The organism is Hanstruepera neustonica, from assembly GCF_002895005.1.
Taxonomy (GTDB): Bacteria; Bacteroidota; Bacteroidia; order Flavobacteriales; family Flavobacteriaceae; genus Hanstruepera; species Hanstruepera neustonica.
Genome location: NZ_POWF01000001.1, coordinates 620566 through 643182, shown reverse-complemented (window position 1 = coordinate 643182; position 22617 = coordinate 620566). Strand labels below are relative to the sequence as shown.

22 protein-coding genes are annotated in these 22617 nt (G+C 34.9%); 10 read left to right on the top strand and 12 right to left on the bottom strand.

What is annotated here, in order from left to right:
• Nucleotides 1-7: 7 nt before the first annotated feature.
• Entirely contained in the window at nucleotides 8-2743 is a 2736-nt protein-coding gene (locus C1T31_RS02865; protein WP_103050943.1) for a T9SS type A sorting domain-containing protein, read from the top strand.
• On the opposite strand, the gene C1T31_RS02860 is transcribed toward C1T31_RS02865, so the two are convergent.
• From C1T31_RS02860 to trmB, 3 genes are read right to left on the bottom strand one after another with little or no spacing between them, the layout of a single operon-like run.
• A complete protein-coding gene (locus C1T31_RS02860) occupies nucleotides 2740-3072 on the bottom strand; it encodes an MGMT family protein (protein WP_103050942.1) in 333 nt (110 codons plus the stop codon). The two genes, C1T31_RS02865 and C1T31_RS02860, sit on opposite strands and share 4 nt — an antisense overlap.
• A complete protein-coding gene (locus C1T31_RS02855; protein WP_103050941.1) occupies nucleotides 3072-3701 on the bottom strand; it encodes a LysE family transporter in 630 nt (209 codons plus the stop codon). Before C1T31_RS02855 ends, C1T31_RS02860 begins: the two co-directional genes overlap by 1 nt.
• On the bottom strand, nucleotides 3698-4378 hold the full coding sequence (gene trmB, locus C1T31_RS02850; protein ID WP_103050940.1) for a tRNA (guanosine(46)-N7)-methyltransferase TrmB: 681 nt from the start codon (nucleotides 4376-4378) through the stop codon (nucleotides 3698-3700). Before trmB ends, C1T31_RS02855 begins: the two co-directional genes overlap by 4 nt.
• An 80-nt stretch (nucleotides 4379-4458) precedes the next feature.
• Here trmB and C1T31_RS02845 point away from each other — a divergent pair, with 80 nt between their 5' ends.
• Nucleotides 4459-5520, top strand: coding sequence for a glycosyltransferase (locus C1T31_RS02845; protein ID WP_103050939.1), 1062 nt, complete (start codon nucleotides 4459-4461; stop codon nucleotides 5518-5520).
• Here the strand turns inward: C1T31_RS02845 and C1T31_RS02840 are convergent.
• Nucleotides 5494-6531: a sensor histidine kinase gene (locus C1T31_RS02840; protein WP_103050938.1), complete on the bottom strand. Its 1038-nt coding sequence runs from the start codon at nucleotides 6529-6531 to the stop codon at nucleotides 5494-5496. The two genes, C1T31_RS02845 and C1T31_RS02840, sit on opposite strands and share 27 nt — an antisense overlap.
• The gene (locus C1T31_RS02835; protein ID WP_103050937.1) at nucleotides 6531-7214 is read right to left on the bottom strand and encodes a response regulator transcription factor; all 684 of its coding nucleotides are present in this window, start codon (nucleotides 7212-7214) and stop codon (nucleotides 6531-6533) included. The genes C1T31_RS02840 and C1T31_RS02835 overlap by 1 nt, the downstream gene beginning before the upstream one ends.
• A gap of 192 nt (nucleotides 7215-7406) precedes the next feature.
• Between C1T31_RS02835 and C1T31_RS02830 the strand changes: the two genes are divergently transcribed.
• The 3 genes from C1T31_RS02830 to C1T31_RS02820 all read left to right on the top strand — a co-directional run bounded on the left by C1T31_RS02830 (nucleotide 7407) and on the right by C1T31_RS02820 (nucleotide 10914).
• Nucleotides 7407-7748 (top strand): T9SS type A sorting domain-containing protein, encoded by a 342-nt coding sequence (locus C1T31_RS02830; RefSeq protein WP_103050936.1) that lies wholly within the window; start codon nucleotides 7407-7409, stop codon nucleotides 7746-7748.
• Between the two features lie 108 nt (nucleotides 7749-7856).
• Nucleotides 7857-9866, top strand: a complete 2010-nt coding sequence (locus C1T31_RS02825) for a lamin tail domain-containing protein (RefSeq protein WP_103050935.1) — start codon at nucleotides 7857-7859, stop codon at nucleotides 9864-9866.
• Nucleotides 9867-9933: 67 nt separating this feature from the next.
• On the top strand, nucleotides 9934-10914 hold the full coding sequence (locus tag C1T31_RS02820; RefSeq protein ID WP_103050934.1) for a LuxE/PaaK family acyltransferase: 981 nt from the start codon (nucleotides 9934-9936) through the stop codon (nucleotides 10912-10914).
• Between the two features lie 101 nt (nucleotides 10915-11015).
• Here the strand turns inward: C1T31_RS02820 and tyrS are convergent, their stop codons facing one another.
• Nucleotides 11016-12323, bottom strand: coding sequence for a tyrosine--tRNA ligase (gene tyrS / locus C1T31_RS02815; protein ID WP_103050933.1), 1308 nt, complete (start codon nucleotides 12321-12323; stop codon nucleotides 11016-11018).
• 89 nt (nucleotides 12324-12412) lie between these two features.
• Here tyrS and C1T31_RS02810 point away from each other — a divergent pair, with 89 nt between their 5' ends.
• Nucleotides 12413-13420, top strand: a complete 1008-nt coding sequence (locus tag C1T31_RS02810; protein WP_103050932.1) for an NAD-dependent epimerase/dehydratase family protein — start codon at nucleotides 12413-12415, stop codon at nucleotides 13418-13420.
• Here C1T31_RS02810 and C1T31_RS02805 read toward each other — a convergent pair whose 3' ends face one another.
• The 3 genes from C1T31_RS02805 to C1T31_RS02795 are packed head-to-tail and all read right to left on the bottom strand — an operon-like array spanning nucleotide 13421 to nucleotide 15953.
• On the bottom strand, nucleotides 13421-13888 hold the full coding sequence (locus C1T31_RS02805; RefSeq protein WP_103050931.1) for a DUF4296 domain-containing protein: 468 nt from the start codon (nucleotides 13886-13888) through the stop codon (nucleotides 13421-13423).
• Nucleotides 13885-15225, bottom strand: coding sequence for a dihydroorotase (locus C1T31_RS02800; RefSeq protein ID WP_103050930.1), 1341 nt, complete (start codon nucleotides 15223-15225; stop codon nucleotides 13885-13887). The genes C1T31_RS02805 and C1T31_RS02800 overlap by 4 nt, the downstream gene beginning before the upstream one ends.
• 2 nt (nucleotides 15226-15227) lie before the next feature.
• On the bottom strand, nucleotides 15228-15953 hold the full coding sequence (locus tag C1T31_RS02795; protein ID WP_103050929.1) for a polyprenol monophosphomannose synthase: 726 nt from the start codon (nucleotides 15951-15953) through the stop codon (nucleotides 15228-15230).
• A 107-nt stretch (nucleotides 15954-16060) separates the two neighbouring features.
• Here C1T31_RS02795 and C1T31_RS02790 point away from each other — a divergent pair, with 107 nt between their 5' ends.
• Nucleotides 16061-16708: a DUF4271 domain-containing protein gene (locus tag C1T31_RS02790; RefSeq protein ID WP_103050928.1), complete on the top strand. Its 648-nt coding sequence runs from the start codon at nucleotides 16061-16063 to the stop codon at nucleotides 16706-16708.
• Nucleotides 16709-16732: 24 nt separating this feature from the next.
• A complete protein-coding gene (locus C1T31_RS02785; RefSeq protein ID WP_103050927.1) occupies nucleotides 16733-17482 on the top strand; it encodes a uroporphyrinogen-III synthase in 750 nt (249 codons plus the stop codon).
• Nucleotides 17483-17555: 73 nt separating this feature from the next.
• Here C1T31_RS02785 and C1T31_RS02780 read toward each other — a convergent pair whose 3' ends face one another.
• The 3 genes from C1T31_RS02780 to C1T31_RS02770 form a co-directional block, all read right to left on the bottom strand.
• A complete protein-coding gene (locus C1T31_RS02780; RefSeq protein WP_103050926.1) occupies nucleotides 17556-18506 on the bottom strand; it encodes a T9SS type A sorting domain-containing protein in 951 nt (316 codons plus the stop codon).
• Between the two features lie 99 nt (nucleotides 18507-18605).
• The gene (gene pckA, locus C1T31_RS02775; RefSeq protein WP_103050925.1) at nucleotides 18606-20222 is read right to left on the bottom strand and encodes a phosphoenolpyruvate carboxykinase (ATP); all 1617 of its coding nucleotides are present in this window, start codon (nucleotides 20220-20222) and stop codon (nucleotides 18606-18608) included.
• A 54-nt stretch (nucleotides 20223-20276) separates the two neighbouring features.
• On the bottom strand, nucleotides 20277-20678 hold the full coding sequence (locus tag C1T31_RS02770; RefSeq protein WP_103050924.1) for a DUF423 domain-containing protein: 402 nt from the start codon (nucleotides 20676-20678) through the stop codon (nucleotides 20277-20279).
• A gap of 79 nt (nucleotides 20679-20757) precedes the next feature.
• Here C1T31_RS02770 and C1T31_RS02765 point away from each other — a divergent pair, with 79 nt between their 5' ends.
• Together C1T31_RS02765 and C1T31_RS02760 are read left to right on the top strand one after the other, a co-directional pair.
• Nucleotides 20758-22122, top strand: a complete 1365-nt coding sequence (locus C1T31_RS02765) for a saccharopine dehydrogenase family protein (RefSeq protein ID WP_103050923.1) — start codon at nucleotides 20758-20760, stop codon at nucleotides 22120-22122.
• A 15-nt stretch (nucleotides 22123-22137) separates the two neighbouring features.
• Nucleotides 22138-22608, top strand: a complete 471-nt coding sequence (locus C1T31_RS02760; RefSeq protein ID WP_103050922.1) for an Lrp/AsnC family transcriptional regulator — start codon at nucleotides 22138-22140, stop codon at nucleotides 22606-22608.
• Nucleotides 22609-22617 lie beyond the last annotated feature (9 nt).

Below are 22617 nucleotides of genomic sequence, written 5' to 3'. Positions count from 1 at the left end.
CAATCACATGAAAAAACTTTACATTTTTATCGCTGCCCTGTTATTCTCTTTTTCCCTAAAAGCGCAGATAATTGACTTTCCCGATCCCAATTTTAAACAAGCATTGTTAAATAGTGGTGTGGACTCCAATAATGATGACGAAATTCAAGTGTCTGAAGCTCAATCTGTAACATCATTAAATTTTGTGCTTATTGCCCGAAATTCTATTAGTTCAGTTGTAGGAATAGAGTACTTTATAAATTTGGAAGAGTTTGTTATTTTTGATAATCTACTTACGGAAATTGATGTGAGTGCTTTACCAAGTTTGACTCATCTCGATTGTTCTTATAACGATATAACATCAATTACCTTAAATCCTGGTCTTGAATCTTTGAATTGTGTAGGTAATGATTTAACCTCAATAGATTTGAGCAGTTTAAACAATTTGAACGTTTTAAATTGCAATTTAAACGACCTAACTTCAATAGATGTTAGCGCTTTGACAAATCTCAATCAATTACATTGCTCTAACAATCTTTTGACAGCTTTGGATGTAAGTACATTAACCAATTTAACTGTATTAAAATGTAACAATAATTCTTTAAGCGCATTAGATATTAGTGCTTTAACTAATTTGAATTACCTAGAATGTAATAGTAATCAAATAACAACTTTAGACTCAAGCCTATCACCTAATCTTTTAAGTTTAAAATGTAACAATAATCAATTAATCTCTTTAGAAATTGATGGACTTGAAAATCTGAATTCAATTGAATGTAATAATAATATTCTTACATCAATTGACACATCAACCTTAATTTCTCTACAAAGTTTATATATAAGTGACAATCAACTAACTGAACTAGATGTCAGTCAAAACGCTATGTTAGAAACTTTAGTTTTTAATAACAATCAAATTCCTATAATAGATTTAAGTTCTAATGTTTTGTTAGAGGTTTTAGGGTGCTCTAACAATTTACTTTTCGAATTAGATATCAGTATTAATCAAAATTTAACCTCACTAGGGTGTTCTAATAATCAATTAAGTGAATTAGAGATAATGCATCCATCTTTAAATTCACTTTATTGTAGCTTCAATTCTCTTACTGAATTAGACATTAGTAATTCCCAAATTGAAGATATTAACTGTTCAAATAATCAACTTGTTTACTTAAATGTGAAAAACGGTTATGTAAATTCAGTTATTGAAATAGCTCCTGGCGTCGAAACGGTTTTCAATATTCAGAATAATCCTGACTTAATTTACATCTGTACAGACAATGAAGCCGATTATTATGATTATCCTTATAATGAATTGGCACTAATTCAAAATATTGTAGCACAAAATGGTTACACGAATTGCCATGTAAACACCTATTGCACGTTTGTTCCTGGCGGAGACTATTATGCAATTGAGGGTACTGTCCAATTTGATCTAAATGATAATGGATGTGATGTAGATGATATCAATTTTACCCATCTTAACTTATCAATTACCAACAGCTCTGAAACCGCAAATATTTTTGCTAACGATTCAGGCAATTATTTTATTCCTGTTGCCGAAGGATCTCATACTATCACACCAACACTTGAAAGCCCAGAATATTTTTCAGTGTCGCCGAGTAGTATTACGGTCAATTTTCCGTCTGACACCAGTCCTTATGTTCAGGATTTTTGTGTAACAGCCAATGGTACTTATAACGATTTGGAAGTTGCGGTGCTACCTATAGAGGTCGCCAGACCAGGTTTTGACACAAACTATAAACTGGTTTATAAAAACAAGGGAACAACGACCTTATCAGGCAATGTGGGTTTGATATTTCAGGATGACCTCATGGATTTTGTTGCCGCCAATCCTGTTCCGGATAGTCAAGCCAGTGGTTCGCTGTCGTGGAACTTTAGTGATTTGACACCTTTTGAAGTGCGCGAGATTCCATTTACTATGGGCATTAACGCGCCAACTGATACGCCACCTGTTAATGGTGATGATGTCTTGGTCTTTGAGGCTTCGGTTAACCATTCTGAAACTGATGAAACTCCTGATGACAATATAGCTGTCTTTAACCAAACAGTCGTAAACTCCTATGACCCGAATGATAAAACCTGTTTACAAGGCGATTATATTACACCTGAAGAAGTCGGCAAGTATGTGGACTATATGATTCGTTTTGAAAATACGGGAACAGCCAGTGCCGTGAACATCGTTGTAAAGGATGATATTGATATTACCAAGTATGACCTGTCAACCTTGGTACCATTGCACGCCAGTCATGATTATTTTGCCCGTGTAAAAGATCAAGGTAACGAGCATTATATTGAGTTTATATTTGAAGATATCAACCTGCCTTTTGACGATACCAACAACGATGGCTATGTAGCCTTTAAAATCAAAACGCTCGAGACTTTGGTGTTGGGAGATTCCTTTGACAATAATGCCGAAATATACTTTGATTATAACTTCCCCATCATTACAGATGAAGCCACCACAACCGTGGCTGCCTTAAGTGTTGATGAGTTTGGAATTGCCGATAATAGCGTGGTATTATATCCAAATCCAACGACCAATATTTTGAATTTAGAATCAAAACAGCCTATCGAACATGTGACCATTTTTGATATTTCGGGAAGAATGATTCAAGAGATTGCTATTGTGGGAGCTAAAAACAATATGACCATATCCACTGAAAACCTCACAACCGGAACTTATTTTGTGAAGTTGCAGACAGCTCTTGGTGAAACAGTTAGAAAAGTTATAAAAGATTAACGCAGTTCCTTTTGAGGATCCCAAAAGACCACATCAAAATCCTGTATTTGGCTATTGATAACGGTTATGCCTTCACTTTCTAATAGTTGTTGCATGAGGTTGGTGCCATCAAAATGATTCTTCCCAGTTAATAAGCCGTTTCGATTGACCACTCTATGTGCTGGAACATCCTTTCCCATAGAACCATTCATGGCATAACCCACCATTCTAGCACTTCTGGGAGCCGCTAAATATTTGGCAATAGCGCCATAGCTAGTAACACGACCATAAGGAATCAGGCGAGCTACTTCGTAAACTTTCTCAAAAAAATTTAAGGTTTCTGGGTTCATTAAATTTCCTTTAAAATATTAATGAAGGTAACGATAGCAATAACTCCCGTGATGATTCCAATGAGATAATTCATGCCTTTTTGAGATGTGATTTTAGTGCCTTTTATTTTTTCAAAAAAGAACATGTAAATATATAATGCCACAAAAGCTCCAGAAGTAGCACCTGCAACATAAGCCGTAATACCAGAATTATCAAACTCCAACCAACCAAATGATGCTATGGTAATGGCAATATAAGCCTGAAAAGGTATTGGAAACACATTGATGCTAGACATAAAAATTCCTTGGAAAAATCGACTAGATTTACTTTTGATATCAACATGCGTTTCTTTCTTCTCGTTGGTTTTTGCAATCAACAAAAAATAGATACTAATCAGCACAAAAATAACAAAGGCCACACGTTGTAATACATCAATAACATCAGGGTGTTTATTTAAATAACGCGCAAAAACAGTTGCAATAAGCGCTTGAAAGATGATGACAAGGCATGCTCCTAAAGAGAACATAATACCTCGTGTATGACCGTCTTTTAAACTAATTTTAGCAGCCGTCATATTTAATAAACCGGGAGGCAATGTTGCCAAAAACGTTGCAATAAATCCAGCTAAAAAAACAACGGTGATATTCAAGAATCTTTGATTTTAAACCTAATATACGTAATTGGTTTGTTTTGTTCTAAATATTGACTCTCATAAAACGTTTGAATACCCGTCACTTCTTCCGGGCTCCCTTCCTGCTTATATACATTATGATTAGCATATAGTACCTCATGACCTTCGCCATGTAATAGCCCTAATGTATACCCATGCATGAACTCACTATCTGTTTTAAGATTTACGATACCATCTGGTTTAAGAATGGTTTTGTAACGCTTTAAAAACTCGGAATTGGTCATGCGATGCTTTGTACGCTTGTATTTTATTTGTGGATCAGGGAAGGTTATCCAAATTTCATCAACTTCATGTTTATTAAACGCCCAATCAATGAGTTCAATTTGCGTTCTTAAAAATCCAACATTGGCAATACCTTCCTCAATAGCTGTTTTAGCACCACGCCAAAATCGAGCCCCTTTAATATCAACCCCAATAAAATTTTTTTCAGGATACTTTTTAGCTAATGCCACGGAATATTCACCTTTACCACAACCTAACTCCAGCACAATAGGATTCTCATTTTTAAAAAAATCACGATTCCAATTACCTTTCAATTCAAACTTTTGATTTACCAACATATCTCGCGTTGGTTGGACCACGTTATTAAAAGTCTCGTTTTCTTTGAATCGTTTCAGCTTATTTTTACTTCCCACTACTTATTTAATAATTTGAAAAACTTTCGGTAAAATTACGGAAATATGTTGAAGCGAATATATGCTTACCTTTGTTTTTAATGTCTGAAAAAAAGCGAATTTTAGTAGCCCCTTTGAATTGGGGATTAGGTCATGCCACGCGTTGCATCCCCATTATAAAAGCTCTCGAAGAAAACCATTTTGAGCCTGTTATAGCGAGTGATGGTGTTGCTTTGGAATTACTAAAACGAGAATTCCCTGACCTACTGTGTTTGTCGTTACCATCATACAATATAACCTATTCCAAGAAGGGCAGTAGATTTAAATATAAAATCCTCAAGGACTCTCCGAAGATTCTCAAGAATATTAAGGCAGAAAGACAAGCTACTGCCAATATCATAGCGAATCATAATATTGCGGGTATTATTTCTGATAATCGTTTTGGAGTGTTTAACAAAAATATTCCCTGTGTATTTATGACGCATCAATTGCAGGTTCTGAGTGGTAGTACAACATGGTTTAGCACCAAAATGCACCAAAAGATCATCAAGAAATTTGATGAGTGCTGGGTGCCCGATAACAGAGATAAACCTAATTTAAGTAGTAAGTTGGGTCATGTAGAATCAATAGATGTTAAATTAAAATACATTGGCCCAATTAGTAGGTTCAACAAACTTGAAACTCCAATTGTTTATGATATTATGGTTTTATTGTCTGGTCCGGAACCTCAACGAACATTATTGGAGGAGAAGCTTTCCAGTGAACTTTCTCATTATTCAGGAAAGGTATTGTTTGTAAAAGGCTTGGTAGATGGCGACATAAAAAAAGACATCAGAAACCACATTACTTATTATAACTATTTGACTAGCGATATATTGGAAACAGCTATAAATGAAAGCAATCTGGTTATTTCAAGATCTGGATATACCACCATTATGGATTTAGCCAAATTAGGTAAACAGGCGTTTTTCATACCAACACCTGGTCAGTTTGAACAGGAATATTTGGCTAAAACACTACACAAAAATAGAATCGTGCCATCATGCTCCCAAGACGAATTTTCCTTAAATAAATTAGAACTAGGAAAGGATTTTAGAGGTTTGGATACCTTTCAATATGACATTAATTATAAGAACTTATTCAGCCTTTTCCATACTGAATGAAAACTCACTACCGACGTCTACCTCACTTTCAATATAAATACGTTCATCATGAGCCTCAATGATATGCTTTACAATGGACAAACCTAAACCAGAACCTCCTTCTTTGCGAGAACCACTTTTATCAACACGATAGAATCTTTCAAAAATTCGTTTGATATGCTCACTGGCTATGCCCTCACCATTATCCGTTACGCGAACTATAACTTTATTTTTTATTAAGTTTTCAATACTGACCTCTGTAGTTCCTTTTTCCCTTCCATATTTAATAGAGTTTACAATCAAATTGGTCAAAACCTGCTGAATACGCTCCCTATCTGCATGAACCATGATGGGTTCGGGATAATCCATATCAAAGGTCAAGGTTATCTTCTTTTTAGCAGCTTTCATTTCCAATAAATCGAAAACACTTTGGATGAGTTCCACAATATCAAAAACCTCTTTATTTAAACTCAAATCCCCAACCTCCAACTTCGTAATCATATCCAAATCTTTGACAATGTATATCAATCTTTCAACGCCCTTATTGGCGCGATTAAGATATTTGGTTCGGATTTTCTTGTCTTCAACAGCGCCATCCAATAGGGTAAGCAAATAGCCTTGAACGGTAAATAAAGGGGTTTTCAACTCGTGTGATACATTCCCTAAAAATTCTTTTCTATACTCTTCCCTGACCTTTAAAGTTTCTATTTCCAATTTTTTATCCTTGGCATATTTATCAATTTCTTTGGTAAGGGTTGCCATATCTGTTGTTATGGGCTGATTCCTTAAAGTAGTTGCCTCCAAGAGTGTTAGATCATCGTATATTTTTTTGACCCGTCTGTAAATAAATCGCTCAACACGATATTGAATGGTTATAAAGGATAGTATATAAAAAATCACTATAAATGGTAAAACCAACCACGAGAGTGCATTGGTATAGTATAAAAAAACACTCAAAAGGAGTGTTAATAGCATGGTCAGATAAAGCGATGTTTTAATCGCAAACTTATAGGTTTTCTTTAGTTTCTGCATCAATCAATAAACTTATAGCCCACACCTTTAACAGTTTTAAACGATTTATCTCCAATTTTTTCCCGAAGTTTTCTAATGTGTACATCAATTGTACGACCACCAACTACAACTTCATTGCCCCAGACTTTATCTAAAATATCTTCGCGTTTAAAAACTTTACCAGGCTTTGATGCCAATAAAGATAACAATTCAAATTCTTTTCTTGGTAAAATAATTTCTTGACCTTTCAAGGTGATCTTGTATTCGTCTCTATTAATCACCAAAGATCCAATCTTCATAACAGAATCTGATGTCTCTTCTTCCTTTAGTCTTCTTAACAGGGCTTTTACTTTGCTAACCAGCACCTTTGGTTTTATTGGTTTGGTTATGTAATCGTCTGCTCCTGCATCAAATCCAGCCACTTGAGAATAGTCTTCCCCTCTAGCGGTTAAAAACGTAATAATCGTATCACTTAATTCAGGCACTTTTCTGATTTGCTCACATGCTTCAATACCATCCATTTCAGGCATCATAACATCCATTACAATTAAGTGAGGTCGTTCTTTTTTTGCTTTTTTTACCGCTTCAACACCATCAGAAGCCGTAATAATTTGATACCCTTCAGCTGACAAATTGTAACCAACTATCTCCAAGATGTCTGGTTCATCATCTACAAGCAGTATTTTAATATCTTTTTTCTTCATTTTAAAGTGATATACAAAACGTAAAGATAAAATTAATAACAGACTTTAAACCCATCCTATTGGATAAATAACATTTAGGTAACTTTAACCTTACAATTCCATTAATTTAAAAAGTATCAAATCTAATTTAACATTAATTTTGGCATACAAATTGAAGATAATTAGTAACTTGTAATTGATTAGGTATTATTTATGAGCAAAAAAATTACTTTATTCATTTTTGTTTTTTTAGTTAGTTTGTTTCTTCACGAAACGAACGCACAATCTGTTGTTGAAAAAAATGTTTCTTCCCAAACCTCTAACATTGATGGATTGTCCATTTATCCCAATCCTACTACCAATGGTAAACTCTACATTGTTACTAAAAATAACTTTACTAAAGATGTTGTTATTTACAATGTTTTAGGAAAAGAAGTTATATCTGCCACCCTTCAAAGTAAAGAACTAAATATTTCCAAATTAAAGCCGGGTGTCTACATCATAAAAGTTACTGAAAATGCTGTTAGTGCCACGCGTAAACTAATAGTTAAGTAGTCTTTATTAATATTAACTTATTGTAAAAAAGCTTCTTACTCCCTTTTAAATTAGAAAAAAACCTAATTTCTGCATATATTTGTTTACCTAATTTTATTTAAAACAATTATGAAAAAAATTTACTTTTTACTTTTTACTTGCCTTTTAACTGCAATATCATTTGCTCAAACCTCTGATTTATATTTCAGTATGTATGGAGAAGGTTCAAGTAACAACAAATTTCTAGAAATCTACAATGGAACTGGTTCTGACGTCAATCTTGACGATTATGCTTTTCCTAATGTATCAAATGATCCTACTGTTGTTGGCGAATACGAATTTTGGAACACCTTCCCTTCAGGTTTTATTTTAGCTGATGGTGATGTTTTTGTAATTGCTCACGGAAGTGCTGACGCTACAATACTTGCGGCTGCAGATATGACTTTTAACTTTTTAAGTAATGGTGATGACGGTTTTGCTCTAGTTGCAAATGACGGTACTTGGAACGATGCCAATACCAATGGAACTGTTGATGCAGGTGAAATGACTGGATTTACAGTACTAGATTGGTTAGGAGATTTTGATGGTGATCCTGGTTCTGGATGGGACGTTGCTGGTGTTACTGCTGCAACTGCCAATCACACTTTAACTAGAAAAACATCAGTTTGTGGACCAAACAATGATTGGGCTTCCTCTGCTGGTACAGATGCGAATGATTCAGAATGGATAGTAACTGATATAGACTCTGGTTGGGATAACCTAGGGTCGTATGTTGGTTGTTCTTCTGACCCTGTTTTAACGATTACATCGCCTGTAGATGGCACTGCCTTTGCTTCTGGAACAACAAATGTTGATGTATCAATAGATGTTCAGAATTTTGTAATTGGTAATCCTGGTGCTGGAATTGATGGACACATTCACTGGACTTTAAATGGCGTTTCCCAACCGATGAAATACAATACAGACCCAGAATCAATAACTGTTGTTGACGGTGAGTCTTATACTGTTTTTATGCAATTAGTTGATAATTCTCATACTCCTATTATGCCTGCAGTCGAGCAAACTGTAACATTCTCTGTAGAATTCCCTTGTGATTTACAGGTTGGGACAATCACTACAACTTGTGACACCGAAACTGCTGGTGTTGACACTTACACAGTATCTATAGAATATACAGGTGGAGGAACTTCCACATATATTATCGACACCGAAGGTTTTGGTTCAGTAGGAGGTGATGATCCGAGTAGTGTTACTGATGGCACAATTACTATTACTGGAGTTGATGAAGGAACAAATTTCACGATTACTTTTACCGGTGATATATCTGACAGTAGCTGTGATTTCACAAGAAGCATAACAAGCCCTGCATGTGTTGGTGGTGTTGTTTGTGGTAGCTACGGCGATATCATTATAACCGAAATTATGCAAAACCCTAATGTTGTTAATGATTCTGAAGGTGAATGGTTTGAAGTTTATAATACTACTGGAGCTCCCATAAATATGCAAGGTTGGATAATTAAAGATGATGCTTCAGCTGGTGAAGAATTTGTAATTAGTGCTTTGATAGTTCCTGCAAACGGATATGCCGTTTTTGGAATCAATGCAGATATGGGAACCAATGGCGGTGTTCCAGTTGACTATGAATATGCTGGTATTTCTTTAGGGAATGGAGCCGATGGATTAATAATTGAATGTAGTGGAACCATGATTGATACAGTTATTTGGGATGGAGGAACTGATTTTCCAGATCCTACTGGAATCAGTATGGAATTGTCATTAACAGCCTTTAATGCTGATGACAATGATATAGGTGCTAATTGGGGTGAAGGATCTTCACCTTTTGGTGGTGGTGATTTAGGAACTCCAGGATCAGCTAATGATTTTACACTTTCTGTGGATTCATTTAATGCTGCACAATTCAATGTTTATCCTAACCCTGTAACCAATGGGTTTGTGAACATTACATCAACTGACAATAATGATATTTCGGTTGCTATCTTTGATATTTTAGGTAAACAAGTTATCAATACCAACGTATCAAATAAACGTGTTGATGTTTCAAGTTTGAAGACTGGCATCTACATGATGCGCATTTCTCAAAACGGTAATTCAATTACTAAAAAATTAGTAATTAAGTAATTAAACACTTTTCAATATATAAGCGCTACCTAATAGGTAGCGCTTTTTTTTTGCATATTTTTACACCATGATTGATCCCAAGGCTATTTTTAATATAACATCAGAGGAAGCTTTTGAAACACTAGCCTTAAAAATCTTTGAGTATCAATTTGAAAATAATATTGTTTACAGGTCTTTTTGTGATTTGCTTTACAAACATCCAAGCGAAGTGAATGCTGTCAATGATATCCCCTTTTTGCCAATCGAATTTTTTAAGACCAAGCAAATTATAAGTTCTCACAAACCTATAGAAAAAATTTTCACCAGTTCGGGGACCACGGGTTCTATAACAAGCAAGCATTGCATTACGGACTTGCCTCTCTATGAAAACAGTTTTAATGAGGGTTTCAAACAGTTTTATGGTCAAATAGAGGATTATACAATCCTGGCTCTTTTGCCATCTTATTTAGAACGTGAAGGCTCTTCATTGGTTTACATGGTTGACTATCTCATTAAGGCTTCAAACAATAATCATAGCGGATTTTATTTAAATGACTATGACCAATTAAAAACGAAATTAATGGCATTGGACAGCAGTGGTAAAAAAACCATACTAATTGGTGTATCTTATGCGCTTTTAGATTTAGTTGAAAACTATCCGTTCGATTTAAAAAACACAATCATCATGGAAACTGGCGGCATGAAAGGAAGACGCAAGGAGCTTGTTCGAGATGAGTTGCATACTATTTTAAAATCTGGTTTTGGGGTTGATTCAATCCATAGTGAATATGGTATGACAGAATTATTGAGTCAAGCCTATTCCAAAGGAAATGGCATTTTCGAATGTCCGCCTTGGATGAAAGTTTTAATCCGAGATCCAGAAGATGCCCTTAGTATTCAAAAAATCAATAAAACCGGCGGCATTAATGTTATCGATTTAGCCAATATCAACTCGTGTTCATTTATTGCAACACAGGATTTAGGTTCTTTAAATCAGAATGGTTCTTTTGAAATTATTGGTCGGTTTGATAATTCAGATATTAGAGGCTGTAACTTAATGGCCTTGTAAGTTGCAAGAACATATTTCGACCAAACGATAGCTAGAAAAAGAAAGATTTTTTTTAGCTGATTGGTTAATGGAAAACGCCCGGATATCCGGGCGTTTTGTCTTTATATCACTTTAATTATGTAAGTGTTTTTCTTCCCCTTATTGATAATGATATAACGATTGTTAATCAAGTCTGAATCTCCTAATTGGTAATTTTCATTCACTTTCTCCTTATTAACAGAAATAGAATTTTCTTTGAGGGCTCTTCTAGCATCACTATTAGATGTCAGAAAATTTGTTTGAGCCGAAAGTGCTCCAATCATATCCAACCCATTATTATAATCGGAACGTGAAATTTCAGCTAGAGGCACACCTTCAAAAACATCCAAAAATGTTTTCTCATCCAAGGTTTTAATATCTTCTTTGAATGTCTTGCTGAACAAGATGTTTGATGCTTTTTCAGCATTCTCAAAATCATCTTTTGAATGCACAAAGGTGGTTACTTCTTCAGCCAATCTTTTTTGAAGCAATCTCAAATGGGGTTCCTCTTGATGATCAGAAATTAATCCGTTAATGGTTTCTTTATCTAAAAAGGTAAAAATCTTGATATATTTTTCAGCGTCTACATCCGACGTATTGAGCCAAAACTGATAAAATTTGTAAACCGAAGTTTTGTCGGCATCCAACCAGATATTTCCTCCTTCACTTTTACCAAATTTTGAGCCATCAGCCTTTGTTATCAAGGGACACGTCATGGCATATGCTTTAGCTTCTTCACCAACATTCATGCGCCTTACCAACTCTGTTCCAGTCGTGATATTTCCCCATTGATCACTCCCACCCATTTGCAGCATGCAATTATGGGTTTTATACAAGTGGTAAAAATCATATCCTTGAATTAATTGGTATGTAAATTCAGTGAATGACATACCTGCACTACCTTCCTCACCCGACAATCGCTTTTTTACAGAGTCTTTTGCCATCATGTAATTAACGGTAATTCGTTTACCAACATCTCTGGCAAAATCTATAAAGGTGAAGTCCTTCATCCAATCATAATTGTTGACTAAAACAGGTGCATTCGGTTCTTTAGATTCAAAGTTTAAAAATCGCGATAGCACATTTTTAATTCCGTTTACATTATGATTCAAAGTTTCTTCATCCAATAAATTTCGCTCATCACTCTTGCCAGATGGATCTCCAATCATTCCTGTTGCGCCACCAACCAATGCAATAGGTTTATGACCGGCCTTTTCCAAATGCACTAATAGGATAATAGGCACCAAGCTACCAATGTGCAATGAATCTGAAGTTGGGTCAAAACCAATATAGGCTGTCGTCATCTCTTTATTGAGTTGTTCTTCAGTTCCAGGCATAATATCATGTAACATGCCCCTCCAACGAAGCTCTTCTACAAATGCATTTGTCATAATTTGATAAATGAAGTTTAAATCTTGGCAAAGATAAAAATCAATGTATAATTACCGTGTCTTAATGAATAATTCTTTATTTTGCTTGTATGATACTAGTCACAGGAGGAACAGGTTTGGTCGGCTCACACTTATTGTACCAATTGGTTAATGCCAACGATTCCGTGAGGGCAATTTATAGACGGCCAAAAAAACTTTCCATTGTTAAAAAGGTTTTTTCCTATTATACTGATCATGTTGATGCACTGTATGATAAAATTGATTGGATTGATTGCGATTTATTGGATGTTCCTAAATTAATGGACGTTTTTGATGGCATAACCTACGTCTATCATTGTGCGGCCTTTGTATCCTTTGAACCAGATAAGTACCACCTTTTGAGACGAACTAATATTGAAGGCACCGCAAACATCGTCAACTTATGCATTTCCAATAAGGTGAAAAAACTGTGTTATGTTAGTTCCATTGCAGCTTTGGGGGAATCCAACAAGAATAATATCATTAACGAAAATACTACTTGGAATGCGGATGCCGATAACAGTGTTTATGCTATCACCAAGTATGGAGCCGAAATGGAAGTATGGCGTGGTACTCAAGAAGGTTTACCTGCTGTGATAGTAAATCCAGGTGTTATCATTGGTGGCGGCATATGGTCTCATGGCAGCGGCAACATTATTAAAAAAGTCTATAACAAAATACCATATTATACCGAAGGAAGTATTGGCGTTATTGATGTATTGGATGTTGTGAATATTATGATAAGCCTGTTAAACAGCAGCATCGAAAATGAACGGTTTGTTCTTGTGGCTGAAAATATCTCCTATCAAACGTTTTTAAATACCATTGCTAATCATCTAAATGTTGAACAGCCGAAAAAAGAAGCCAAACCCTGGTTATTGGCAATTGCTTGGCGATTGGACTGGCTCAAAAATAAAATTACAGGTAAACGTCGTGTTCTAGTCAAGCAAATGGTTGCTTCTCTATTTAATAGCGTTATCTATGAGAATACTAAAATTAAAGAAGTCTTGAGCTACAAGTTTATACCATTTGAAAAGAGTATTGAAAAAGTCACCCAACAGTTTTTAAAAGATTACTAATTAGTTTTCTTCAAAAGTTGGCGGTTGAAGTAAGCTGTCATTTTGTTTTTTTCTTAAGGTATCTCTTTTAACCCTCTTTGCTTTGTCAGCTTTGGCGTCATTTCCTTTTTTGTTTTCAGCTTGTTCCAATCTAACATATTTCATTTTGAGCTTTTCCAAACTGTCCTTCACTCGAACATAAATGTTGGAATAATCATCAATGAAATAAGCATAATAAGCATTACTTTCAGCAAACTGAATACTATCTATTTTGTGTTTCTCAAATACATATCTATCAGGTGTAATCCCATTATTCTCTAATATTTTCTTATTTAATCCCTTCGCAGAGGACACTAATGATAAATCAATTAAAATATTGACCATTTCATCCTGTGAGATTAAATTTTCAGGTTTTGTTGGCTCCATATTATCCTTACAAGAAAAGATGACCATTAAAATACCTGTAGAAAATATCAATGCCTTTTTCATCTATTAAATGTTAACCTTTTAGCAGCTTTCTCCTTACTAACTTCATTATTAATGTATGCAATATGACCATTTAAAATGGTATGAGTAATTCTTGAACGGAATGTGGTACCCTCAAATGGAGACCAACCACATTTGTACAAAATGTTTTCTGAGTTTACGGTCCAAGGACTGTTAGTATCTACAATAACCAAATCGGCGAAGTATCCCTCTTTTATGTATCCGCGTTTTTCAACCTCAAACAGAATCGCTGGATTATGGCACATTTTCTCAACGAGTTTTTCGATTGTGATCTTCCCTTGATGATAAGCCTCAAGCAGTGCAACTAATGCATGTTGTACCAATGGCCCACCAGAAGGCGCTTTCGTGTATGGATTATTTTTTTCATCAATGGTATGTGGTGCATGGTCTGTGGCAATAACATCAATTCTATCGTCCAACAAAGCCTTCCAAAGCTCATCTCTATCTTGTGCTGTCTTTACTGCTGGGTTCCACTTAATTCGCGTACCTTTTTCTTCATAATCCACATCCGAGAACCATAAGTGATGTACGCAGACTTCGGCTGTGATTTTTTTATCTTTCAGTGGTATTTTGTTAGTAAACAAATGGGTTTCCTTGCCTGTTGATAAATGAAAAACATGTAATCTTGCTCCAGTTTTTTTTGCCAATTCTATGGCTTTTGAAGACGATAAATAACAGGCTTCCTCGCTTCTTATTTTTGGATGGTATTTAAGAGGAATATTATCTCCGTATAAATCCATATACTTTTGAGTGTTTTTGCGAATGGTAGCTTCATCCTCACAGTGAACTGAAATGACCATATTGGTACTTGAAAAGATCTTTTCAAGCGTTACAGGATTATCAACCAGCATATTACCAGTAGAAGATCCCAGAAACAGTTTTAAACCAGCTACCCCTTTTGTATTGACTTTCAAAATTTCAGATAGGTTATCATTGGTACCTCCAAACATAAAGGAGTAATTAGCAAATGATTTATTTGCCGCTATTTCAAACTTTTCATGAAGCTTTTCAATAGTAGTTGTTTGAGGATTGGTATTGGGCATTTCAATAAAAGATGTTATGCCTCCTGCAATTGCCGCTTTTGATTCACTTTCAATATCTGCCTTGTGAGTAAGTCCTGGTTCCCGGAAATGGACTTGATCATCAATAACACCAGGAATGACATATTTTCCCGAAGCATCAATAACCCTGACACCCTCTTTATTTAAAGCAGGTCCTATCTCCTTTATCACCTCACCTTCAATATAAATATCGAACTGTTGTGTACTGCCTTCATTTACTACAAGACCGTTTTTTATAATTAAACGATTTAAGTCCATACCTATCTCTTATTTATTAAACTGTTCAACTTCATACTTATCACACCAAATATCGCTTCAGAAATTATACCACCGCTCATTTTAGATTTCCCTTTAGTCCGATCAGTAAAAATAACCGGTATTTCGACTATTTTGAAGTTTTTCAAATACGCTTTGAACTTCATTTCAATCTGAAAGGCATATCCCACAAACTTGATCTTATCCAAATCTATAGCTTCTAGAACCTTTTTTTTATAACAAACAAAGCCAGCAGTAGTGTCATGAATCTTCATTTGAGTAATTAGCCTGACATATTTTGAAGCAAAAAAAGATAATAAAATCCTACTCATGGGCCAATTTACAACATTGATTCCTTTTACGTAACGCGAACCAATAGACATATCGGCATGATCATTTTTACAAGCATTATAGAGCTTAATCAAATCATTTGGGTTATGTGAAAAGTCGGCATCCATCTCAAAAACATATTCATAATCACGTTCCAAACACCATTTAAAACCTGCTATATATGCGGTTCCTAAACCCGTTTTATCTTTTCTTTGCAATAAATGCAAACGACCAGTAAATTCTGTTTGTAGTTCCTTAACCTTTAGTGCTGTAAGGTCAGGTGAATTGTCATCCACTACGAGTATATCAAAAGCTTTTTTTTGAGAAAACACAGCCCTAATAATGGCTTCAATATTTTCAATCTCATTGAAAGTTGGGATTATAACAATGGCATCCTGCATTAAAGGCTTTTAATTTTTAGCAAATGTAACCTTTTGACGCATACTTTTTTTTAAATATTCCTTAAAATATTTTCTGACCATGTCATTATTTATAATAATTTTACAATATGCTACGCCCTTTAATATCAAATGATTTATTTACAGTAAGTATTGTTATTGGCCTTATCTTGATCGCCATTTCAAAGGCATTGTTTGCCAAACGTTTTGATGACTTTGTATTTGTATTGGGGAATTCCAAATACCTAAAAATATACTCCAGAGATCAGAAGTTTTTTGATGTTTTTGATGCCTTGTTATTTATCAATTTTGTTTTCACATTTACCATATTTGGTATTTTATCCTTTGAAACCCTTTTTGGAAGTGTCTCATTGTCATTGACGCTATTGTTAAAATTGTTTTTGGCAGTGGCTATTTTTATAACCATGAAAATCTTAATAGAACGGCTTATTGGCAGTGTGTTTGATATTGATTTTTTAATAGATAATTATTTGTTCCAGAAAATAAGCTATAAAAATTTTGTAGGTATTCTGCTATTGCCCCTAAATGCATTATTAATCTATAGTATTGACAGCAGTCCCGTAATTATTTACAGTATTTTAGCCATCATTCTTCTTGTTTTTATAATAGGCCTTTTAACCACATTAAAGGTGTATCAAAATTTGATAAAACAAAACATGTTTTATTTTATTTTGTATCTTTGCGCACTTGAAATCGCACCTTACGTTATTATAGTTAGCGTTATAGTAGATGTTTAGGGCTTTAAAAAAAGAACTTTATTTATGAAAGTGAAAACAATTTTAGTATCTCAACCAGAACCTAAAATAGAAAATTCGCCATATTTTGATCTTCAAGAAAAGCAAAAAGTTAAAATTGACTTTAGGCCATTTATTCATGTTGAGGGAGTTGATGCAAAGGAGATAAGACAGCAAAAAGTTGATTTAACAAAATACACTGCGATTATACTAACAAGTAGAAATGCCGTTGACCATTTTTTCAGAGTTGCTGAAGAAATGCGTTTTAAGGTACCAGACACCATGAAATATTTCTGCCAGTCTGAAGCCGTTGCCTACTACTTACAAAAATATGTGGTTTACAGAAAACGTAAAATTTATGTCGGCAAACGTACTTTTGCTGATTTATCACCTTTAATCAAAAAGTATAAAGGAGAAAATTTTCTTTTACCTACAACTGATAAATTGAAGCCTGAAGTTCCAGAAACGATGAACTCACTGAATGTTGATTGGAAAGAAGCCGTTTTTTATAGAACCGTAATCAGTGATTTATCAGATTTAGCTGATGTATATTACGATATTTTGGTGTTTTTTAGCCCATCAGGAATTGACTCTTTATTTCACAACTTCCCAGATTTCAAACAAAACGATACACGTATTGCTGTTTTTGGAAACACAACCATTAAGGCCGTTGAATCTCGTGGATTAAGAGTTGATATTGCTGCGCCAACACCAGAAACGCCTTCTATGACTATGGCTCTTGAAAAATATATCATAGAAAACAACAAGAAAAAATAATTACACTTTATAGATTAAAAAAGCCCATCTCTTCGAGTTGGGCTTTTTTATTTCTGTAATATTTATTCGAAATCTAGTTAATAATTAGCTTCTTCGTTTCAATGTTGCTTTCAGAAATTAATCTAACCAAATAGACTCCTGATTTAAGTTGAGATATGTTGATCGTATTATCACCAAAGCCTAAATTTTTAGACACAACTTGTTTTCCAGTAATATTAAAAATCTCCAAAAAGGCATTTTGAGCTTTGGATCTAATATTAATTCTATCGGTTGCTGGATTTGGGTATAAATCAAATGCAATTGCTTTAAACGTTGTAGTGCTCAATGTCGCACATTCAGCTTCGTTTTCAACAAAATTACTTCCTGCGTCAATTGACCAAGTCCCTAAATTAGGTTCAGCGGAATCATCAACAAAAATACAGGTAAGCCCACTATTGAAATCAGAATTAAAGCTTGTGACATTTGCGTTATTTCCATTACGCATATCCAAGCTTGATAGATTACAATTTCTTACGTTAACCGCAACAATATTAGTATTAGCTGATAAATCTAAACTTGTCAAGCTACCGTTTCTAGCCGTAATATCAGCTAGGGCTGTATTGGTTGACACATCAAGCGTGGTAATAGCAGTTCCAAAAATATTGAGAACTTGAAGCGCTGTTAAATTCGTAATTGTCAAGCTAGGCAAGCTGTTGCATTCCTCAAAATTAACACTCGTTAATAATGTGTTTGAGGTCAAATCAACACCTACATTAATAGGGTTATAAGACATATTGAGCCCATCAATATTGATGAACGCTTCAATGCCTGTTATGTCTGATATATTCTGTCCCGCAAAAGCTAGAGAACCAGAAGCTCCATTGGCATCAGCAGTCAAGATTTGGCCATCCAAAGTACCTTCAGAATCATATCCAAATGTAATTAGAGCTTGCTCAAAATTAGCATCGGGTATAGCCGTATATTGCGCAAAAGTTAATGTTTGAAAAGCAATAAGTATTGCCAATAGATAAGTAGTTTTTTTCATAGTATTGAGGTTCTATATTCAATAGATAAAATTACTACATTTGTTTTACACAAACAAGTCAAAAACGTGCATTACGTCTAAAAAACCCTCAAATTAACCCTATTCTGGCTTCAAGTTAGGCGCTCCAGCTAGAATTTCGTCGTTAGCAAACTCCTCAAACTTCTTGAAATTAGCTCTAAATGATTCTGATAATTTATAAGCTGCTTTATAATAACCTTCATCATTATCCCAAGTTCTTCTGGAACTTAATACCTCTGAAGGTACACCTGGGCAATGTCTAGGCTGTAGTAATCCAAATACTGAGTGCGAATGATATGTTTCATATGAAACCTCATCTAAATCCCCATTAAGCGCAGCACTAATCATGGCTCTAGTATATTTTAATTTAATTCGACTTCCAACACCGTAAGGACCTCCTGTCCATCCCGTATTGACCAACCAAACATTGACACCAGTTTCTTTCATTTTAGCACTTAACATTTCGGCATACTTTGTTGGGTGCAATGGCATAAACGGTGCCCCAAAACAAGCTGAAAAACTCGGTACAGGCTCATCAATTCCAGCTTCGGTACCAGCAACTTTAGCTGTATATCCGGAAATAAAATGGTAAGCTGCCTGCCCTGGCGTTAATTTAGAAATAGGAGGTAAAACACCAAAAGCATCAGCAGTTAAGAAAAATATATTTTTTGGGTTCTGACCTATTGAAGGTACTTGAATATTATCAATATGAAATATAGGATAACTAACACGGGTGTTTTGCGTAATGGACGTATCTGTGAAATCTACAACACCATTTTCATCCATTATAACATTTTCCAGAATAGCCCCTTTTTTGATAGCTCTATAGATGTCTGGTTCGTTTTCTTCTGTCAAGTTAATGGCTTTAGCATAACATCCTCCTTCAAAATTAAACACGGTATTTTCATTAGTCCAACCATGTTCATCATCACCAATTAACTTTCTACTAGGGTCTGCAGACAGCGTTGTTTTACCTGTTCCAGACAAACCAAAAAAGATGGCAGTATCTCCGTCTTCACCAACATTAGCACTACAGTGCATTGGTAACGTATTTTTAAATACTGGTAATATGAAGTTTAATGCAGAAAAAATTCCTTTTTTAATTTCTCCAGTATATCCTGTACCACCAATTAAAGCAATTTTTCTAGTGAAATCCAAAATAGCAAAATTATGTTGACGGGTGCCATCAACTTCAGGGTTTGCCATAAAACCAGGAGCATTGACAATTGTCCATTCTGGAGAAAAATTTTCTAATTCTGATGTCTCTGGACGCAAGAACATGTTGTAAGCAAACATATTGCTCCAAGGGTATTCATTAATAACACGAATATTCAATCGGTAATTTTCATCGGCACAAGCATAACAATCTCTAACAAATACCTCTTTTTCAGATAGATAACCAACGACTTTATCATAAAGTTTTGCAAATGCATCTGAATCAAATGGAATATTAATGTTACCCCACCATACACGGTCTTTAGTAATATCATCTTTTACAATAAATCTATCTTGAGGAGAACGTCCTGTAAACTCGCCTGTATTTACAGCCAATGCGCCAGATGACGCTTCAACGCCTTGTCCTTTTTCTATTGTAATATTCTGTAATTCTTCTGAAGATAATTGATACTGAACTTTAGCATTTTTTATTCCGTATTGCTCTAACGAAATCGTTTTCGATGCTTGGGTATGATCTACCATAATAAATTGTGTTGTTTTAGGGTACAAAATTAAACATTATATTAAAATACCCATCTAATTTTCTGAAATATCAACTTTGTTTTTCAAAAACTTTATTAACAATACCAACCATGCAGAAATTAACAAAACTCCGCCTATTGGCGTAATAAAACCAATAGTTTTAAAATCAAAAGCTGACAGACTATTGGTTGCTAAACCATAAATAGAGCCTGAAAACAAAAGAACACCAATTATTACTAAATATAGCACCAGTTGTTTGGCTTTAGAACTTATGAATTGCGAAGAGCCTACAAACAATAAGAACAAAGCATGGTACATTTGATAACGCACACCCGTTTCAAAAACCCTGATAGATTCCTCATTGATTTCTGACTTTAGGCCATGGGCTGCAAAGGCCCCTAAAACAATTGCTGTAGCACCCAGAATCAATGCCGTTATGATAACTTTTTTGTTCATATTAATTTAATAATTGAGTTTTAATAACAGTTAGTATTTGTTACATTCGTGGACACAAAAATACTGAAGAAATACCATTATGCGAAAGATATTAGTTATTGGTGCTGGCAAATCGGCATCATATCTTATAAAATACTTATTAGAAAAATCAGAATCTGAAAATCTGATTGTGATTGTTGGGGATGTTAATTTTTCTCATGCCAAAAAACTCACAAACGAACACGATAATGCTCAAGCTATTATGCTTGATATTCATGACAGACAATCTAGACAAAGTGCGATACAAAACTGTGATATTGTAGTTTCCATGCTACCAGCTAGATTTCACATTGAAGTTGCTAAAGATTGTGTAGCCTTTAATAAAAACATGGTTACAGCCTCTTACATCAGTGAAGAGATGCATAAACTGGATAAAGCTGCGCGAGACAAAGGCCTGATTTTTATGAATGAAATTGGTGTTGATCCTGGTATTGACCATATGAGTGCCATGCAAGTTATTGACCGTATTCGTAGTAAAGGCGGCAAAGTCATCCTGTTTGAGTCCTTTACTGGCGGTTTGGTTGCTCCGGAGAGTGACAACAACTTGTGGCATTATAAGTTCACTTGGAATCCTAGAAACGTTGTTGTTGCTGGACAAGGTGGTGCTGCCAAATTTTTACAAGAAGGCACCTATAAATACATCCCATACAATAGATTGTTTAGACGGACCGAGTTTTTAGATGTTGAAGGTTATGGCCGTTTTGAAGCTTATGCCAATAGAGACTCCTTAAAATACCAATCGGCTTATGGATTGGATAATGCCAAAACCTTATATCGTGGAACCATGAGGCGTGTTGGATTTAGTCGCGCATGGAACATGTTTGTTCAATTGGGGATGACCGATGATGAGTACACTATCGAAGACAGTGAAAACATGAGTTATCGTGATTTTGTAAATGCCTTTTTACCATACAGCCCAACAGATTCAGTGGAACTCAAATTTAGACATGCTTTGAAAATAGATCAAGATGATATTGTTTGGGATAAATTAATTGAACTTGATATTTTCAGTAGTAAGAAAATGGTAAATCTAAAAAACGCCACGCCTGCCGAGATTTTACAAAAAATATTGATGGAAAAATGGACTTTAGACGCTCATGAAAAAGACATGATTGTCATGTACCATAAATTTGGGTATGAACTAGATGGTAAAAAACATCAAATAGATTCTACCATGGTAACTATTGGCGAGGATCAAACCTATACAGCCATGGCAAAAACAGTTGGTTTACCTGTAGCGATTGCTACATTGGCCATTTTAAATGAAAAGATCACCACACCAGGTGTTCAAATGCCAATTACCAAAGAGGTTTACGAACCCATTTTAAAAGAATTGGAAAATTATGGCATAGCATTTAAGGAAACGGAAGTGCCCTATTTAGGATATAATCCCTTAAATTTATAGTGCTAGCAAAACTTGATGAAACTGATTAATCAGAATATTGAAATTGATGGCATAGACAAAACCATTTTACGCGCCCTTATGGCAGATGCCAGAACGCCTGTTTTGGAAATTGCTAGACAGGTTGGTATTTCTGGAGCTGCCATCCATCAGCGGTTGCGCAAATTGGAAAAATCAGGTATAATTTCTGGTTCTAAATTTGTGATTAATCCGAAGGTTTTGGGTTATACTACTATGGCATTCATCGGTATTTATTTAGATAAGGCCATGAGTAATCCCGATGCGGTTAAGCAATTGAAAAAAATACCTGAAGTTTTAGAATGCCATTACACCACTGGAAACTGGAGCATTTTTATCAAAATACTCTGTAAGGACAATGAGCATCTCATGCAATTACTCAATAAAAACATTCAATCCATACCGGGTGTTTCGCGAACAGAAACCTTTATTTCATTAGCTCAACAGATAGATAGGCAGATATCTTTATAACTATCAATT

Coding starts and splice junctions, on each gene's coding strand:
- C1T31_RS02865 (WP_103050943.1), top strand. CDS start 8: ATGAAAAAACTTTACATTTTTATCGCTGCCCTGTTATTCTCTTTTTCC.
- C1T31_RS02860 (WP_103050942.1), bottom strand. CDS start 3,072: ATGAACCCAGAAACCTTAAATTTTTTTGAGAAAGTTTACGAAGTAGCT.
- C1T31_RS02845 (WP_103050939.1), top strand. CDS start 4,459: ATGTCTGAAAAAAAGCGAATTTTAGTAGCCCCTTTGAATTGGGGATTA.
- C1T31_RS02840 (WP_103050938.1), bottom strand. CDS start 6,531: ATGCAGAAACTAAAGAAAACCTATAAGTTTGCGATTAAAACATCGCTT.
- C1T31_RS02835 (WP_103050937.1), bottom strand. CDS start 7,214: ATGAAGAAAAAAGATATTAAAATACTGCTTGTAGATGATGAACCAGAC.
- C1T31_RS02830 (WP_103050936.1), top strand. CDS start 7,407: ATGAGCAAAAAAATTACTTTATTCATTTTTGTTTTTTTAGTTAGTTTG.
- C1T31_RS02825 (WP_103050935.1), top strand. CDS start 7,857: ATGAAAAAAATTTACTTTTTACTTTTTACTTGCCTTTTAACTGCAATA.
- C1T31_RS02820 (WP_103050934.1), top strand. CDS start 9,934: ATGATTGATCCCAAGGCTATTTTTAATATAACATCAGAGGAAGCTTTT.
- tyrS (WP_103050933.1), bottom strand. CDS start 12,323: ATGACAAATGCATTTGTAGAAGAGCTTCGTTGGAGGGGCATGTTACAT.
- C1T31_RS02810 (WP_103050932.1), top strand. CDS start 12,413: ATGATACTAGTCACAGGAGGAACAGGTTTGGTCGGCTCACACTTATTG.
- C1T31_RS02805 (WP_103050931.1), bottom strand. CDS start 13,888: ATGAAAAAGGCATTGATATTTTCTACAGGTATTTTAATGGTCATCTTT.
- C1T31_RS02800 (WP_103050930.1), bottom strand. CDS start 15,225: ATGGACTTAAATCGTTTAATTATAAAAAACGGTCTTGTAGTAAATGAA.
- C1T31_RS02795 (WP_103050929.1), bottom strand. CDS start 15,953: ATGCAGGATGCCATTGTTATAATCCCAACTTTCAATGAGATTGAAAAT.
- C1T31_RS02790 (WP_103050928.1), top strand. CDS start 16,061: ATGCTACGCCCTTTAATATCAAATGATTTATTTACAGTAAGTATTGTT.
- C1T31_RS02785 (WP_103050927.1), top strand. CDS start 16,733: ATGAAAGTGAAAACAATTTTAGTATCTCAACCAGAACCTAAAATAGAA.
- C1T31_RS02780 (WP_103050926.1), bottom strand. CDS start 18,506: ATGAAAAAAACTACTTATCTATTGGCAATACTTATTGCTTTTCAAACA.
- pckA (WP_103050925.1), bottom strand. CDS start 20,222: ATGGTAGATCATACCCAAGCATCGAAAACGATTTCGTTAGAGCAATAC.
- C1T31_RS02770 (WP_103050924.1), bottom strand. CDS start 20,678: ATGAACAAAAAAGTTATCATAACGGCATTGATTCTGGGTGCTACAGCA.
- C1T31_RS02765 (WP_103050923.1), top strand. CDS start 20,758: ATGCGAAAGATATTAGTTATTGGTGCTGGCAAATCGGCATCATATCTT.
- C1T31_RS02760 (WP_103050922.1), top strand. CDS start 22,138: ATGAAACTGATTAATCAGAATATTGAAATTGATGGCATAGACAAAACC.